Source organism: Butyricimonas sp. (genome assembly GCF_019423355.1).
Classification (GTDB): Bacteria; Bacteroidota; Bacteroidia; order Bacteroidales; family Marinifilaceae; genus Butyricimonas; species Butyricimonas faecihominis.
Map to the genome: position 1 here is coordinate 323,463 of NZ_JAHZBP010000005.1, position 17,106 is coordinate 340,568.

The 17,106-nt window shown below is 41.6% G+C and carries 11 protein-coding genes; 4 read left to right on the plus strand and 7 right to left on the minus strand.

Annotated features, from left to right (window positions below; all coding sequences use genetic code 11):
- Positions 1-2: 2 nt before the first annotated feature.
- The 7 genes from QVC79_RS09360 to QVC79_RS09390 form a co-directional block, all read right to left on the minus strand.
- A complete protein-coding gene (locus tag QVC79_RS09360) occupies positions 3-446 on the minus strand; it encodes a hypothetical protein (protein ID WP_151411480.1) in 444 nt (147 codons plus the stop codon).
- A gap of 34 nt (positions 447-480) precedes the next feature.
- Positions 481-1,563: a TlpA disulfide reductase family protein gene (locus QVC79_RS09365; RefSeq protein ID WP_270593968.1), complete on the minus strand. Its 1,083-nt coding sequence runs from the start codon at positions 1,561-1,563 to the stop codon at positions 481-483.
- A gap of 74 nt (positions 1,564-1,637) precedes the next feature.
- Entirely contained in the window at positions 1,638-3,218 is a 1,581-nt protein-coding gene (locus tag QVC79_RS09370) for a PKD-like family lipoprotein (protein ID WP_124316870.1), read from the minus strand.
- A 12-nt stretch (positions 3,219-3,230) separates the two neighbouring features.
- Positions 3,231-4,049, minus strand: coding sequence for a DUF4843 domain-containing protein (locus QVC79_RS09375; protein WP_124316869.1), 819 nt, complete (start codon positions 4,047-4,049; stop codon positions 3,231-3,233).
- A gap of 12 nt (positions 4,050-4,061) precedes the next feature.
- Positions 4,062-5,546, minus strand: a complete 1,485-nt coding sequence (locus QVC79_RS09380) for a RagB/SusD family nutrient uptake outer membrane protein (protein ID WP_270593961.1) — start codon at positions 5,544-5,546, stop codon at positions 4,062-4,064.
- Between the two features lie 11 nt (positions 5,547-5,557).
- Positions 5,558-8,884 (minus strand): SusC/RagA family TonB-linked outer membrane protein, encoded by a 3,327-nt coding sequence (locus QVC79_RS09385; RefSeq protein ID WP_287642468.1) that lies wholly within the window; start codon positions 8,882-8,884, stop codon positions 5,558-5,560.
- An 86-nt stretch (positions 8,885-8,970) separates the two neighbouring features.
- Positions 8,971-10,137: a FecR family protein gene (locus tag QVC79_RS09390; RefSeq protein ID WP_270593957.1), complete on the minus strand. Its 1,167-nt coding sequence runs from the start codon at positions 10,135-10,137 to the stop codon at positions 8,971-8,973.
- A 279-nt stretch (positions 10,138-10,416) separates the two neighbouring features.
- Between QVC79_RS09390 and QVC79_RS09395 the strand changes: the two genes are divergently transcribed.
- The 4 genes from QVC79_RS09395 to QVC79_RS09410 all read left to right on the plus strand — a co-directional run bounded on the left by QVC79_RS09395 (position 10,417) and on the right by QVC79_RS09410 (position 16,886).
- Complete coding sequence (locus QVC79_RS09395) at positions 10,417-12,966, plus strand: S9 family peptidase (RefSeq protein ID WP_270593954.1); 2,550 nt, start codon at positions 10,417-10,419, stop codon at positions 12,964-12,966.
- A 95-nt stretch (positions 12,967-13,061) separates the two neighbouring features.
- Positions 13,062-13,529, plus strand: a complete 468-nt coding sequence (locus tag QVC79_RS09400; protein WP_124317730.1) for a CYTH domain-containing protein — start codon at positions 13,062-13,064, stop codon at positions 13,527-13,529.
- Between the two features lie 31 nt (positions 13,530-13,560).
- Positions 13,561-14,745: an MFS transporter gene (locus QVC79_RS09405; protein ID WP_270593952.1), complete on the plus strand. Its 1,185-nt coding sequence runs from the start codon at positions 13,561-13,563 to the stop codon at positions 14,743-14,745.
- Between the two features lie 110 nt (positions 14,746-14,855).
- The gene (locus QVC79_RS09410) at positions 14,856-16,886 is read left to right on the plus strand and encodes a transketolase family protein (RefSeq protein ID WP_416336076.1); all 2,031 of its coding nucleotides are present in this window, start codon (positions 14,856-14,858) and stop codon (positions 16,884-16,886) included.
- Positions 16,887-17,106: the final 220 nt, after the last annotated feature.

Genomic DNA, 17,106 nt, shown 5'->3' on the forward strand with positions numbered 1-17,106 from the left:
CATCATAAATTTTTATTATTATATTTCTTTCTAAAAATTTTATACCCTTGTAATGCCATAAGTAGCATAACTGCACCTATCCCCCACCACATCCACGAAAGACTTTTACTAGCATTTAAAAGTTTCATCTTTACAATTGGAGATCTATTCACCATATCATTTTTCCAAGTGACACGAACTTCCTCGATTGGTTCATACCCTTCTTTACTAAATTGGAGATAATACGTTCCAAAGTTTTGTATTTCTATTTTCTTAATCTGCCCTTTAAAATCAGTTTTATTAACAACTTCCTCTTTTACAAACCGATGAAGACTATCATATACAATTACTTTAGGTTTATCAATAGGATTCCCTTCTGAATCAAACACGCCAATCTTTATTGCAGGTTCAACATACTGTGGTTGAGCTTGTGTCAGCAAACTGGTTCCAGATAAAAGTCCTAACAAACACACGAATTTTATTGCTAGATGTATCATTTCTTCATTTATTATTTTTTACAACATGCTCAATTTCCTCCATTCCCGGATTGGTATCCAAAACCATCCCATCCGGAGAAATCAAGTATAGAGTAGGCAAAAATTCTACCTTATAATCATCGGCTGTATCACTTCCGTTTATCTCCTGATCAACACGTAATTGTTTCCATATAGGTTGATCCTCTTCCACGGCTTTTAACCAATCCTCCTTTTTCTTGTCACAGGAAATAGCAATCACTTCAATCCCTAATTCTTGCAGACGACCATATTCTTTTTTCAACTCTTTAATCTTCATGCGACATGGTTTACACCAAGAAGCCCAAAAGTCAATCAATAAATATTTCCCCTTGTAATTCGACAATATTACATTTTCCCCCTTTAGATCCGGCAAAGTAAAATCCGGGGCTTTACCCGTTAATTGTTTTTGTTTTGCCGCCTCATATTTTTCCATGATCTCCTTTCTTATTTCCGAATCAGGTCCATCCCCCATCGCTTTCACAGTTCGTGTGAATAATTTAAAATCATAACTGATTATCCACATATTATCCTGTACCAACATGGCCGCCACGGAACTACCACTGAAATCAGTCACCATATCCAATAGCAGATCGTTCCCTTGTTTCCATAATCGTTCATTTTCTCGTCCCAATGACTCTAAATCCCCTTCATCACTTGTTTCTGCCATTCGTTTTTGCAAATCGAACCTTTCCGTCGAGTTCTTCTCGATCTTTTCGAGATGAGCGTTTAACCGGGATTGCATTCCTTCCTGCCCGGTCTCGACTAAATAATTATTACCTATCTTTTTCAACTGGTACTCTCCGGGTTCTGAATAAAAATAAACTCTTCCACCATAGTTTCCCATATTTAAATAAAGCAAACGATTCTCCGCCTTACCTTTTAATGTAAAAGTACGATCCCCACGTACCGTACTTTTTGCAAGAGTATCAGTACCTTTCCCTTCCCCCGTGAGTAAATAAACTTCAGTGGCTTTACTATTTTCGGGCAGGGTACCCTGAAGGGTATAATAATCCGAAGGTGTACATGCTAGACACGCCACACCCAATACAATACAATCTATGATTTTCATGTTGTAAGAGGTATATATTTCAAAGGAGACGCTTTAAGCATCTCCTTTGAAAAAAGATTCATTAAAAAGATTCATTAAAAAGAATTAGGAAAATAACTATAACTAACCATGGACATAGACGGATCGACATAATGCATCTTCACCACTTTCCCCTCTCCTTCCAACACGCGCACCGGCTTGCCATAAGGCTTACCTCCAAGAATCTCGTATAAATACACTTTATACTTTCCATCCTTATGAGTAGCAAATACCAAATAATCAAAGTTTTTATCAGCATTATCAGAACCCGACCAGTAACGATTACTAATATAAGTAATCTCTTCTCCCGTAGCCATATCCGTCGGACGAAGTAACTCTTCCGTATTCTGTACCAGATCATACATATACAATTGATTATCGTTTACAAAATACATCACTTTAGCTGTCAACTCATTCACGGCAAACAGATTCGCCCCGTTCAATTTAGACGAAGTTGCAACTTCTGTTACCTTTTCAATCGGGTTAGAAGGATCCATTCCCAACACCAACTGATAAATATAATGTTTTCCTGCAGTATTCTCATCTTCAAACAAAGCATACCCTGTACTCGTTTCATCCATGTAATTCTTTCCAAAGAATTTCAGATGGTGAGTTATACCGTTAGGCTTATTCGGTTTTTCTTCACCATTCTTGTCCAAATCACTATAAGTATGTAAGCTACCATTAAAATCCAAAAACAAAAAGCGTCCTTTCAATTCGTCTAAATAATAAAAACAAGTACTCGCAAACACACCGTTCTGGTTGGGTTTTGTTTCCTCGTCATCATTTACCATAGCGGGGAATCCGAACTTTCCCGTTCCTAACAAATCCCAAAGGGATGCTTGTGTAGAAAAGTATGCTCCTTTGTCAGAAATATATCCGACCCCGTATGCATTTCGCCACACATAATACGGCTTTTCTTCGGGAGCCTCACCACCAAGGAACATGTTACTATGAGTGTAAATCGTACTCATATCCTCGATATTAGAAATCCGGACATCCTTCTCCGTGCAAACAGTTAAAGCCTTCGTGATCACGTATTCTGCCGTGGTTTCATCAACAAAACAATATCCGGGATCTAACCCTAAGCTAACCGGTGCATCAGGCATATGTTCCCCATCCATTTTCAAGAAAATATTATCCACTAAACTGTTATCAGAAGCGTGCAAATCCACATCTGTTGAATTTCCCATATCTTTCAACAGGTAGAAACCTTCTGAAAATTTAGTCACCACGCTCAAAGACATCACCTGATACGTTTCCAGTTTATTGCTCTTATTCGTTACCCGAAATGTCAAATCATAAAACCCTTGTTTAATATTTACCGGAAAATCCAACACCCGATCAGTTCCAATCGTGTCCAGTATTATCTCTATTTTATTGGAAGTCGTACCCGACCCTTTCGTCAGGTTCAACGTCCATAAATATTCAAAATCACTCTCCCCACCCGTTGCCGTAACGGTTGGTTCCAGATGAAGAACATCCTGGTAGGACGTTTTCGTGTAACTCTTTTCCAATCCTTCAGTATTAATCGTACTGATTTCATGATAGTCATAGTTTCCCTCGTCGTCATAACATGCCGAAACAAGTAACGCGAATAAACAGACTGATAATATATTGTATATTTTCTTTTTCATAACTTGTCATTATTATCTTTCATACCGGGTAAATCTAACTAACGCACCTTCCGTTTCACCGGGCTCCGGTGCCTCTCGAAGGGGTTCTTCACCTCTGGCAGCTCTCGCCTCATTTTCAGCAGCCAATTTCCGAGTGAAGAAATAGAACCAATAATCCGTCATTCCCATATCAACGCTACTCGGATCACCAACTAACGAATAGAAAAAGTCATCGTTCATCTTGATTCCTAAATCTGCCGTGGCATCAATCATAAACTGATGCTTCACTTTACCATATTTTCCAGCGAAATAATACGATGCATAAAAATCCCAGTATTTCGGTTGCATCAATATATCTGCCACCCGAATGATCTTCTTCTGATATTTTTCGTAGCCGGGAATAAAGTTTTCATTGTGACCGATCTGAACACATAATGTCACCTCCTGTTGTTTTAATGAAGGATCACGTTTTAATATTATCGGAAAACGTACGGTATTTTTTCCCGCTGGAATCTTGTAATAATCGGCAACAAGCGGATCATCAAAAGCAATATAATGCTTTCCTGCCACGGCTTGTTCTCCCTCTCCTTTCTTCACTTGTTCCAGTACAAACGAACGTTCATGATCTTCTACATACCCCATCGTTTCAACTTCCAACCAAACGGTATCGAATACCCGGGTTTCAACATCGTAAACAAATGTACGAGGAATCACGGTATCGGCCATCGTGAATGGTTCATATATAAAATTCAAACGATTCTCCGGTGAATTATACACCCCCATCTCATCTTCACATGCGAATAATCCGAAAATCGGTAATAACCATAGTATATATTTATTTATCTTTTTCATAGCTTTCTACTTTTAATTTGCGTTCAGTTCTGTACTTGGTAATGGCACAATATAATCCTGTTCGCCAACCTCCCGATCCGTCTTCCATAACATATTTTTTATTCCCAAACGTTTGTAAGTATAGAACATTTGTCCTTCTCCAAAGAATTCTCTACGATATTCCCGGATTATCTCGGTCATCAACTGTTCTTGTTGTAAAGGAGACGCATCCACGTTTCTCGCTTTCATATAAGGAATATAAAGAGCATTAGCCTCATTCAGCGTGGGAGCAGATTCGATAGCAATCAAGTACATCTCGGACAAACGAATCAATGGAACCACCTGTTTCTGCGTGGCCAACACCTCCATATCCGTGTTCGTGGTTGAGGACGGTTGATTGTACTTTTTTAGCAAAGGTTTTATAGCCCCTTGATTATCAGGTGTACGATCCCACACTTGCACTCGGTTATTCACGGCCGTAGATTGTCCGGCAAACAAATCATTATTAAACTGTTTTTCTGTGAGGTATATTTTTTCAGCTTTATCTGATTTAAATAATTTTTCTGTATTACTTTCAATCTCGTAATTACTTAAAGCCAAAATACACTCTGAAGGCAAAGCAAAATTACTACTACTAATATCTCCCGCTCCCGCCAATTCCAAAACTTTCTTACCATTCTTATCGACGGCATCAATAATTTCTTTTGCTGCAGTATATGCTTCTGTTTTCTTCCCCATATACATATACAACCTTGCCCGAATCGCTTTTACAGCATAATAATTAAAACGGAAACGTCTGAATCCCATAAACTCGTCCGCCAACTCTACATTATAATTCTTTGTATCGAAGAAATTATCCAATTCTTGGAAAGAATAAGTAAATAACGGATCATGATCTTTAAACAGAGCTTCAGCCGCATCTAAATCAGCAAGAATCAAATTCGTGAAATCATTATACGAATAGTGCGGAATCATCACCGTGGACACGGTTTTAGCATACGCCAGAGATACCTGTTTATCAGCATTTTGCGGCATTTGTCCAAATAAACGTAATATTTCCATGTGACAAAATGCCCGAATCGTTAATGCCTCTGCCTCTACAATTGCCCGCATATCCTCGTTCGTGATCACCTCCTTGTGATCGGGCATATTCTGTAGTATAATATTGGCTTGGGCAATTGTATTATACATCTCCCCGTAAATTGCGGATATTAATGTCTTCGGATAATCGTTTTCATATTTGAAAGCCTTGAGATCCTCTGCCCCCCGATAATTACTCTCCTGGTAATTCCAATGTTGGGCCATAAATTCAATATCCGTAATTGTCAAACTTAGCCCATATAAATTTTTGGAATTCAATTTAATATAGCAGGCAGTCAAGGCATTTTTAAACCCGGAAACCGACTCGAACATATCTTTTTCATCGGTTTGAGTCTCCGGCTTTACATCCAGCCAATCATTACAAGAGGCTAGCGATAAAGTCGCGAATAACGTGATATATAGTAAAATTCTTTTCATAATACCATTGTTTAAAACATTAATGAAAGGGTTAAAGCCAGTCTGCGGGCAAACGGATAAGAAGTTCCTCTTTCACGCTTGATAGAAGAAATATAGAATATATCCGACATATTAGCCCCGATACTGATTGTCTCAACTTTCCACTTGTCACGCAGGAAATCTGAATGTAACCGATACTCCACACTGGCACTTTGGAATTGGAACACGTTATCATCCATCACGAAACGGGAAGTCGCTTTTGTCTCCACGGAACCATATCCCTTGTAAGGTTTCACGTCTCCAATATGCTGCCATCTCTTTTTCAACACTCGACTATCAACATTATTCTTATCAATTTCACCATTGGTCACTTCCACCTTGTTAAGTAATGTCTCGTTATATTGTTGTCCTCCCCATTGATAAGCAAATGACAGATTAACAGAAAGATCCTTCCAAGCAAAGTAAGTACTGATATTACCCCTGTATTTGGGCTCATCAACTCCAAAATAACGCTTGTCGGATGGATTCCATTTATCCGTGATATTCCCATTCTTATCCAAGAAAATTTCATATCCGGTACTCGGATCAATTCCCATGGAAGGAACAGCCCAAATTGAATTCTGTGCATACCCTTCATACAATAACTGATTAATCTCTACATCTTTTGATTTGTAAAGCTCATTCTGCCGTTTGATTGCTTCAGAAAGCTTGGTAATTTCATTCTTCGTGTAAGCTAATTTGGCTGTCATAGACCAGATGATATTCCGGTGCGTATCACGCATTAAATATCCACTAATCATGGCCTCGTAGCCCGTATTTTTCACCTCTCCCACGTTATCCACGTAAGAACTGAATCCGTTCGCCAAAGGCAAATCCATTTGAGACAACAAATTAGAAGTCTTTTTACTATAAATATCGAAAGATGCCGATAAGCGTCCGTCGAAAAGTCCAACTTCAACACCACCATTTAATTGCTTGGTAACCTGCCATTTCAACTTTTCATTTCCTAATCCCATCAACTCAGACCCGTTCCAAATAATGTAACGTTTTCCCGTGTAACTCTGGAAGGTTGACAACGCCTGATAGGAAGAAAACTGTTGAGATCCGGTTTCTCCATACGATCCTCTAATCCGAAGATTATTCACGATATTCTGATTCTGCATGAACTTCTCGTTATGCACGTTCCACCCGATACCGGCACTCCAGAACGGGGCAAATTTATTTTTTGTCCCGAACAACGATGAACCATCCACACGGAATGATAAATCCATGAAATAACGATTGTTATAAATGTAATTGACATTCCCGGTAAAACCAACCCGACGAGACAATTCTTCCGTACCTTTCGGTACCCCATTTTTCTCATACTGCAAAGCATTACCAATGAAATCCAATTTACCATCAGGAAATCCTTCCACGATAAACGTGTAGAAGTGATTTTTCTTCTGGGCTATAGAGTAATCGAATCCGGCATATAGCTGGTGTTTTTCATGAAATATCTTTGAATAACTCAACGTCACGTTTGCATCGATATTAATATCCTCACCCGTTCCGTAAGTATACTTTCCTTTGCGAAAATAACTATCACTATCTGTAGCAGTCGCAAAAGTCGTGTGATCGGCAGGTAAATAATTATCAGAAGTACTATTTTTCTTTTGTAAGCCTAATTGAGCTCGTAAACGCAAATCATGATTAATGCTCCATTCAATAGAAAAATTATTCGTGATCAAGGTATATTTATCCTCGTCGATTACCCCCAACTGGGCATTATAAAGCGGGTTATACTGTTTTGTCCCTTTTATCGTGTACACCTTGATATATTCTCCATTCTCATCTTTTATCCGGTAATACGGATTCATTTTGGCATAATCAGAGAATGTTCCATATTTACTTTCTTTTCCTTTGTTTATATCAATACTAGTCTGATTCTTAAAGAGTACATTCTTCACAGAATATGACAAAGTTACCGTACCACTGAAAGTATTTCTCTCGGATCCCTTCATCGCTCCTATAACAGAATTATAAGAAATATTTGTTCCCCAACGAAAAGACTCATTTCCACCCTCTAGACGCAAATTATATTTCTGACCAATACCGGTCTGTACCGGTTGGCTCAACCAATGCGTGTTCACACCTTTCAACACCTCCGAATATAATTGACCATATTTCTCCTTTAACGCCCGATCGTTAACGACATCATCTTCATCATCATAGAGTCCGACAATCCGCTCCAATTCCAACTTGTCACGGGCATTCAATAAATCGTATGAAGAAAGGTCTGGCATTTCAATATTCATTCCTCCTTGCACGTAAATTTTCAATTTACCGGCTTGAGGAGCCTTCGTGGTAACAACAATAACACCATTTGCACCCCGAGAACCATAAATTGCCGTGGCAGAAGCATCTTTCAGTATGTTGATACTTTCAATCTCCTCGTCATTAAAATCCATTAATTTCTGCAAAGTAATCTCGAATCCATCCATGATTACTAACGGAGCATTCAGTTGTTTGGATGCTTGTTGATTTAATTCATCCACGCTCATGGGTAAAGAGGAATTACCCCGGATATTAATCTCTGGTATCACGTTCGGGTTACTTCCCAAAGCATTGTCCATCACTACATTGATTGAAGGGTCGATGTTACGCAACGTGGCTAACAGATTTTGGCCTTTGTACATCTTCAACTCTTTGGCAGAAACGGCCGTAACAGCCCCCGTGTAACTTTCCTTGGATTTCGTGAAAATACCGGTTACAACCACGTCGTCCAATGTTTCCGAATCCTCGACTAACTTCACGTCTAGTTGCGTCTTCGAACCGACGGCAATTTCTTGAGTCTTCATCCCGACGAAAGAGAAGATCAAGACTTGCTCACTATCACCGGGTATTTCCAATTTATACTCCCCGTCAGCACCAGTTGCCGTTCCCAAGGTCGTACCTTTAATGATAATCGTAACTCCCGGCAACACGTTTCCTTGCTCATCCGAAACCTTACCTGTAATTGTTTTCGATTTTTTTTCTTCTTGGCTTACAGCCTTTTTACGAATAATGATCGTCCTACCATTTATCTCGTAACCGAGATTAGTCCCTTTAAGACAATCCGTTAAAATTTGTTCAATCGTTGCATCTTTAAAAGCAACATCTTGCCGGGCAAATGATTCCAGATTCACGTCACGATAAACGAAATCATAATCAGAATTCTTACGGATCTCACTGATAATCTCTTTTAAAGACGCATTTTTCAATGAAAACGTAATCTTTCTTTCCTGCGAATACGCATTCAGACTAATTTGGGTTGTGAAAATTAAGAAAAGGAGGAATAAAAACCGCCTCTTCCCGACGACATTAGAAATTTTCTTCATAACTTTGTTTTTTGAATTCAACAATTCCTCACGCCCTGTGCCAACAGGGAGTGAAATACGAAAAGTAGTGTTAGCAGCGCTACTTTTTATTTTACAATAACCGTGTTATCTTTTATTTCAAATTGTACTTCTCCGGTTTTACCAATTAATTCTAATACTTGAGTAAATTCTTCGTGTTTTTTCATGTTCAAAGAGAATTGATATGAACGCAATTCATCCCGACTATAGAATACATCAATGTTATACCATCGTCCCAAGTCGGTCAGGATTTTTTCCAACGGACAATTATCATAGACCAAACGTCCGTCCGCCCATGCCAAGTACAAATCGACATCCACGTCCCGAACTTCCAACCCCATCGTTGATTTATTAAACAACACTTGTTTATTCGGAACAAGCTTCACACTTTTACCTTCCACCCTTACCGTTACTTGACCACTTTCCAACGTGGTTTGTATATCCTTTTCGTCTTTATATGCCCGAACACCGAAAGTAGTTCCGGTAACCAGCACTTCCAATTCTCCGGCTGTCACTACAAAAGGATGTTCCGTATTTTTCGCCACTTTAAAATAGGCTTCACCGGTTAAATACACCTTACGCTCCTTACCCTGAAATTTCACGGGGAAGCTTAACGTTGATTCCGAATTTAAATAGATCATCGTACCATCCGACAGGGTAAGTAAATATTCTCCACCCCGAGGAATCTCCAACGTGTGAAAAATTTCCGTCGCGTCGGGAGAATCAATATCCCTGTATTTTAAAGATCTGGCGCTAACCAATAATAAACTGTCACTCTGAGCCAGGTCAGAACGTAACACCTCGTTTTCCAGATCAACTTTACGCCCATCGGGTAAAATCAAAACGGCCCGGGAACCGGGAACTTGCACCTCATTCTTAGCTATCGGAAGAATTTCGGTTTGTTCTTTATCCCCGGAAAAATAAAAAACACCTCCCACGCTTAATATTAACACAATAGCAGCCGCATACGGGAACCATTTTATCTTCCGAACAGAACGACCGGATCGTGCTTTCTGTTGGAGTTGCCGCCATCCTCTCTCCTCCTCTTCTTCCGTTTTCACGAAACGGGAAATACTTTTTTCCACATGTTCGCTTGACAACATTCGTTGAAAAAGTTCTTCATGCCTCGGGGAAACCGATCTCCATTCGTCCAGTTCTTTCTCCTGCGCATTGTCCGTCATTCCCTGTATATGCAGGAAAATCAACCGGGCTATATGTTCTTCTTTGCTTAACATCTTTTTTGGCTTTTATACTAAAGCGATTTGGGGTACGTTTGGTGTAATAAAAAAATCACTTTTTTTCTCACTTTTTTATTATCATCTCTGTATTTGCAAGTTAGCATCTTCGTTTTCTGGCAATAGATGTAGAACTGATACAAGAGCATCTATTTATAAATCATTGATTTACAAGAAAGATATTTATAACGCTCCAAAAGATGCAATCAACGGGGTTACAAGTTAAAATATAATCCATATTTTTGCGAAAGAGAATTCAAATGATCAAAACACAATAAAATGAGAAAACTATTATTTTTATTCATGCTGATCTGTACCATGCAGTTACACGGGCAGACAGTCAGGGAATGGATGGGATTACCTCACGTCCCGGTAGAGTTCCCGGCTTTCGGGGACATGAAAAACGTGGAAAACAAAACATTTTCCCAAGCGGATTTATTAACCCTTTCCACGTTTAATATCGAAAACCTAACCCCTGCCGTGGGCGAACAAGAATTACAATATCACTCTCTGACTTGGGAATCTGCAACCGTGAATGATAACATTGTTATCTCCCAAAATAAAAGTACCGTTCCGGCAATTGGATTGTATGCCGTTTACGCAGAAAACACGCAATGGATGAGCGGGAAACTGCAATTTTCATTTTACGGGAATGCCGAAGTTTACGTGGATGGAGTGAAAAAAATTACGTACACCAGCCACAAGGGAACCGAAGCCGTAAACCAAGAATGTGCCTTGCAATGGGTTCCGGGAAAACATTCCATCATCGTAAAAAGCTTGCAAACGAAAGAAAGCGACAAACTATTTTCAGCTCAATTTATTGCAGATCCCGATTTCAAGGATGCCCCGGTGGAATTTACCTTATCCCCCAAACGTGGGAAAAATATACTGGACGTGCTGAACGGTCCCAGAATCGGAGGAATTCAGGTTTCTCCCAGCGGAAAATACCTGATCATGGCAGAAGGTGAGATTATAAAAGGTAAAAGCAGTTCCATGACGAACGTGTACAGAATTGCTGACAAAGAGATCGTGTACACGTTCTACGGCAACAATGTCAGTAACTTGACTTGGATACCCGGAGAAGACAAGTTGTCTTACCTGATAAAAGAAGGAACGGGAAACTCCCTATACACCTACGACATCGAACAACAAAAGATGGAACGCTTGTTCCGGGACGATCAGACGATCAGTTCTTTCTCGTGGTCACCGGACCGGAGTTATCTTATCTATTACAAAAATGAGAATTACACCCCGAAAGAATGGGAACTCCGCAAACTCGACGGGATCGAAGATCGACAGGCTTATTATCGCAATCGGTATTTCTTATGCAAATATGATTTGGCAACGGGCATACATACTCGCTTAACTTGGGGAAACCAAACGACTTCCATCATGGACATCAGTCACGATGGTAACCAAATTTTAATCAGCACCGGACGACCGGATTATAACGAATACCCGTACCGGAAACAATCTGTCTACCTGTTGAATGCCCGCACGAATCAACTTGACACGCTTTGGAAAGACCGTCTGGTTGACATTCAATGTGTCTTTTCTCCCGATGATTCAAAATTATTAATTGCCGGAGCGGCTGACGCTTTCGGACAAATCGGGGTAAAGATTGCTAAAGGACAGATCGTGAACGGATACGACACGCAGCTATACATTTATGACTTAAATTCCAAAGAAGTAACTCCGATTACAAAAGATTTCAATCCTGCAGTCTCCAACTACATCTGGCATACCGACGGGAATATCTATATCGTGGCCGGGGATACCGATTACGTTTACTTGTTCCGGTATGGGAAAGACGGGAAAATCACGAGAATAGAATGTCCGGGTGATCTCGTACAAAAGATCAGTTTGGCTCAAAACGGAAATACCGGGATCTACACTGCCTCAGACGAAAGTTACCCGACGCGGGTCTATACCTTGGACTTGGCAACCCTCAATGCACAGGAATGGGCCGATCCGCAAGGTGAACAATACAAAAATATAGAATTCGGACAAGTAAAAGACTGGGACTACAATTACAAGAAAGGAACCACGATAGACGGACGCTATTATCTTCCGGCAAATTTCGATCCCAAGAAAAAATACCCGATGATCGTGTATTACTACGGGGGAACAACCCCGGTAGAAAGGACTTTCGGAGGAAGATGGCCATTCAATCTATACGCTGCGAATGGATATGTTGTATACGTGATGCAACCCTCTGGTGCGACCGGGTTCGGACAAGAATTTTCAGCCCGTCATCAAAACAACTGGGGTAAAATCACGGCAGACGAAATCATTGCCTGCACGAAAGCATTCTTGAAAGCACATCCTTTCGTGGATGCACAACGTGTCGGATGCATGGGAGCCTCTTACGGTGGATTCACAACCATGTACCTGCAAACCCGCACGGACATCTTCGCTTGTGCCATTTCACATGCCGGAATTTCCTCCATTTCCAGTTACTGGGGTGAAGGCTACTGGGGATATAGTTACAGCACGAACGCATCGGCTCATGCTTTCCCGTGGAATCGAAAGGACATCTACGTGGATCAAAGCCCGCTATTCAACGCTGACAAGGTAAAAACCCCCATGCTTTTGTTGCACGGTACGGCCGATGTAAACGTACCCACGGGTGAAAGTATCCAGTTCTACACTGCGCTGAAACTCTTGGGCAAAGACGTGGAACTCGTATTAATCAAGAATGCCGATCATGCCGTCGTGGATTACAACCAACGAATCATCTGGGGTAACACCATCATGGCTTATTTTGCCAAATACCTGAAAGGTGAACCCGCTTGGTGGGAAAATATGTACAAGGACAAGAACTTATAAATAGTTTAGAATTTAGAGTTTAGAGTTTAAAGTGAATACTATAATATCCCGCCTTAAACTCTAAACTTTAAATTCTAAACTCTAAACTTAAAAAAATGGCTCAAGAAATTGAACGTAAATTCTTAGTGAAAGGAGATTTCAAACCGGAGGCATACCAATCGATCCGCATCACACAAGGATACCTCTCTTCCGTACCGGAACGTACTGTCCGAGTACGAATCAAAGGAGAGCAGGGATTTCTCACGATCAAGGGGAAAGGGAATCACTCCGGAATCAGCCGTTATGAATGGGAAAAAGAAATTACTTTAAACGAAGCGGAAGAATTGCTACAGCTCTGCGAACCCGGTGTTATCGACAAAATCCGTTATCTTGTTAAATCCGGAAAACATACCTTCGAGGTGGATGAATTTCATGGGGAGAATGAAGGATTAGTCATGGCAGAGATTGAATTGGAAACAGAAAATGAGAATTTCACGAAACCTGCGTGGCTTGATAAAGAGGTGACCGGAGACAATCGGTATTATAACGCCATGTTGACAAAATATCCTTACACGAAGTGGTAAATATTCTGATTTCAATGCTTATTTTCGCGGCATGAAACAGACACTTAAAGAAAACGGTGGTTTACCGGCCTCCATCTTGTGGACGTTAGCTATTGTAGCCGGAATATCCGTTGCCAATTTATATTATAACCAGCCTTTGCTGAACATGATACGTCAAGATCTGAACGTATCGGAATTTCATACCAACTTGATTGCCATGATAACCCAGATCGGGTACGCGATAGGATTACTCTTTATCGTTCCATTGGGAGACTTGTTTCAACGGAAAAAGATCATCATTATCAACTTTTCCCTACTGATCCTCTCCCTTTTAACCATAGCCATGGCCCCCTCGATCAACGTAATTCTAGGAGCCTCACTAGTGACAGGTATCTGTTCCATGGTCCCGCAAATCTTTATCCCGATAGCCTCACAATTCTCCCGACCCGAACACAAGGGACGTAACGTGGGAATCGTGGTGTCGGGGCTTTTAACCGGAATTCTGGCCTCACGGGTAGTCAGCGGGCTTGTGGGTGAAATATTCGGGTGGAGAGAAATGTACTATATTGCAGCCGTTCTCATGTTACTCTGCTCTGTGGTAGTTATGAAAGTCCTACCGGATATTCAACCTAATTTCCAAGGTAAATACAGCGAACTGATGAAATCCCTCTTCTCGTTATTGAAAACCTATCCGCAAGTGCGCCTCTACCCTATTCGTGCCGGTTTATGTTTCGGTTCATTTCTAACGCTATGGTCCTGTCTGGCATTCAAAATGGGACAAGCTCCCTTTCATGCCGGGAGTAATATTATCGGGATGTTAGGATTATGTGGTATTGCCGGGGCCTTATCTGCCTCACTTGTCGGAAAATACGTGAAACAAGTGGGTGTCCGACGTTTTAACTTCATCGGTTGCGGGTTAATTCTCCTCTCTTGGTCAATCCTTTATACCGGACAAAACTCGTACATTGCCATTATTGCAGGCATCATCCTGATTGACATCGGGATGCAATGTATCCAGATTAGTAACCAGACCTCTTTGTTCGAACTTTGCCCTTCCGCCTCCAACCGGGTAAACACGATCTTTATGACGACCTATTTCATCGGAGGCTCCTTGGGGACCTTTCTTGCCGGAACCTGCTGGCATTGGTTCGGATGGGCCGGAGTCGCAGGAATCGGCAGCGTGTTAGCAACAACTTCCCTACTGATCACGGCCTGTAACCGGGAAAAAACGGTGTAGATTCATGATCGACATACCCATCACGCTTTTAATTTTTAGATACTTTGATTTCCCGACAGAAAAGCATACCTTTGCCGAAAATTTAAAATTTTCATCAAAAAAATATAGGCATGGATAAGATCCTTAATCGAGCAGCGGACAACATCCGCATCCTTTCAGCTTCTATGGTTGAAAAAGCCAAATCAGGGCATCCGGGAGGTGCAATGGGTGGCGCTGATTACATTAACGTGTTGTATTCTCAATTCTTGAATTTCGATCCGGATGATATGACATGGGCAAACCGGGACCGTTTCTTCCTTGACCCCGGACATATGTCCCCGATGTTGTATTCTATGTTGAGCCTGATCGGCACGTATAGCATGGAAGACTTGAAAAACTTCCGTCAATGGGGAAGTGTAACCCCCGGACACCCGGAGGTGGACTTCAAACGAGGCGTGGAAAACACCTCCGGTCCTCTCGGTCAAGGTCATGCCATGGCTGTCGGAGCTGCTATAGCAGAGCGTTTTTTGGTAGCTCGTTTCGGAGAATGGATGGCCCACAAAACGTACGCTTTTATCTCTGACGGTGGCATACAGGAAGAGATTTCACAAGGAGCCGGACGTATTGCCGGAACATTGGGATTATCCAACCTGATCATGTTCTATGATGCAAACGAAGTGCAGTTATCTACCCGTGTAAATGAAGTAACTCACGAGGATACCGCGGCCAAATATCAGGCTTGGGGCTGGAACGTGATCACGATCAACGGGAACAACGCTAACGAGATCATCAAAGCATTACAAGCTGCCAATGCCGAAAAAGAACGTCCGACATTGATTATCGGTAAAACCTTGATGGGTAAAGGTGCCATGGGTGCTAACGGGGAAGATTTCTCCGACAAAGTTTCCACTCACGGACAACCCTTAACCGGGGCCGGGGCTTCTATCGAAAAGACGATTGAAAACTTGGGTGGCGATCCGCAAAACCCCTTCACGATCTTCCCGGAAGTAGCCGAGTTCTACGCTAAAGTACTTGATGAGAAACGGGCTTACGCCAAAGCTAAAAAAGCAGAGCAGGCAGCTTGGGAAAAAGCAAACCCGGAACTAGCAGCCAAACTGCACAAATTCTTATCCGGTAAAGCTCCCGAAATTGACTATAAAGCAATTCAACATAAAGCAAACATTGCCACACGTGCCGCCTCGGCTGACGTGCTGGTAGCCTTGGCTCAACAGGTAGAGAACATGATCGTTTCTTCTGCCGACTTGAGTAATTCTGACAAGACCGACGGATTTATCAAAGGTGGAGCCCGCAACCTCGTGAAAGGAGATTTCAGCGGGGCATTCTTCCAAGCCGGAGTTGCAGAGTTGACCATGGCTGTAATCTGTAACGGTATCGCTCTTCACGGGGGTATCTTCGTGGCTTGCGGAACCTTTTTCGTGTTCTCCGACTACATGAAACCTGCCGTACGTTTGGCTGCGTTGATGGAAGTTCCGGTGAAATACGTTTGGTCTCACGATGCCTTCCGCGTGGGAGAAGACGGACCGACTCACCAACCGATCGAACATGAAGCCCAATTGCGTTTGATGGAGAAATTAGAGAATCATTCCGGAAAGATGAGTTTGTTGGCTTTGCGTCCTGCCGATGCAGCCGAGACTTCCGTTGCTTGGAAGATGGCAATGGAAAACACCTCCACCCCTACCGCTTTGATCCTGTCCAGACAAAACATCACGGATCTTCCGGGAACAGATCGTTATGACGAGGCTTTACAAGCGGAAAAAGGTGCTTACGTGGTATGCAAAACCGGAGAGAACCCGGATGTCGTGTTAGTTGCTTCCGGTTCTGAAGTTTCTACTTTGGTGGAAGGAGCCAAACTTCTTCAGGAACGGAAAGGAATCACCGCACAGATCGTGTCCGTGATCTCTGAAGGTTTGTTCCGTCACCAGCCACAAGCATACCAAGAACAAGTTATCCCGGCTAACAAACCGAAATACGGACTGACAGCAGGTTTATCTGTTACCTTGGAAGGTTTGGTTGGTTGCAATGGCCGTATTCACGGTGTAAACCACTTCGGATACTCAGCCCCTGCCAAAGTATTGGATGAGAAATTCGGATTCACCGGAGAATGTGTATTCAACGAAGTATGTGAAATGTTAGGAAAGTAATTTTCTAACACGCTAAATATCAAACGGGAGTAACGATGGTTGCTCCCGTTTTTCTTTCCTTTCGTGACAACTAATTTTATTTATTCTAAAAAAAGAAGGAAATACTTGCATACACGATAAATATGTACTATCTTTGCAGACGCAAAACAGAAGATGTTTTGACTAATATTGCGGGATGGAGCAGTTGGTAGCTCGTTGGGCTCATAACCCAAAGGTCGTC

Excerpts from the sequence above, each read along its gene's own strand:
- QVC79_RS09405 (WP_270593952.1), top strand. The coding sequence starts at position 13,561 with ATGAAACAGACACTTAAAGAAAACGGTGGTTTACCGGCCTCCATCTTG.
- QVC79_RS09410 (WP_416336076.1), top strand. The coding sequence starts at position 14,856 with ATGGATAAGATCCTTAATCGAGCAGCGGACAACATCCGCATCCTTTCA.
- QVC79_RS09365 (WP_270593968.1), bottom strand. The coding sequence starts at position 1,563 with ATGAAAATCATAGATTGTATTGTATTGGGTGTGGCGTGTCTAGCATGT.
- QVC79_RS09370 (WP_124316870.1), bottom strand. The coding sequence starts at position 3,218 with ATGAAAAAGAAAATATACAATATATTATCAGTCTGTTTATTCGCGTTA.
- QVC79_RS09375 (WP_124316869.1), bottom strand. The coding sequence starts at position 4,049 with ATGAAAAAGATAAATAAATATATACTATGGTTATTACCGATTTTCGGA.
- QVC79_RS09400 (WP_124317730.1), top strand. The coding sequence starts at position 13,062 with ATGGCTCAAGAAATTGAACGTAAATTCTTAGTGAAAGGAGATTTCAAA.
- QVC79_RS09395 (WP_270593954.1), top strand. The coding sequence starts at position 10,417 with ATGAGAAAACTATTATTTTTATTCATGCTGATCTGTACCATGCAGTTA.
- QVC79_RS09380 (WP_270593961.1), bottom strand. The coding sequence starts at position 5,546 with ATGAAAAGAATTTTACTATATATCACGTTATTCGCGACTTTATCGCTA.
- QVC79_RS09390 (WP_270593957.1), bottom strand. The coding sequence starts at position 10,137 with ATGTTAAGCAAAGAAGAACATATAGCCCGGTTGATTTTCCTGCATATA.
- QVC79_RS09385 (WP_287642468.1), bottom strand. The coding sequence starts at position 8,884 with ATGAAGAAAATTTCTAATGTCGTCGGGAAGAGGCGGTTTTTATTCCTC.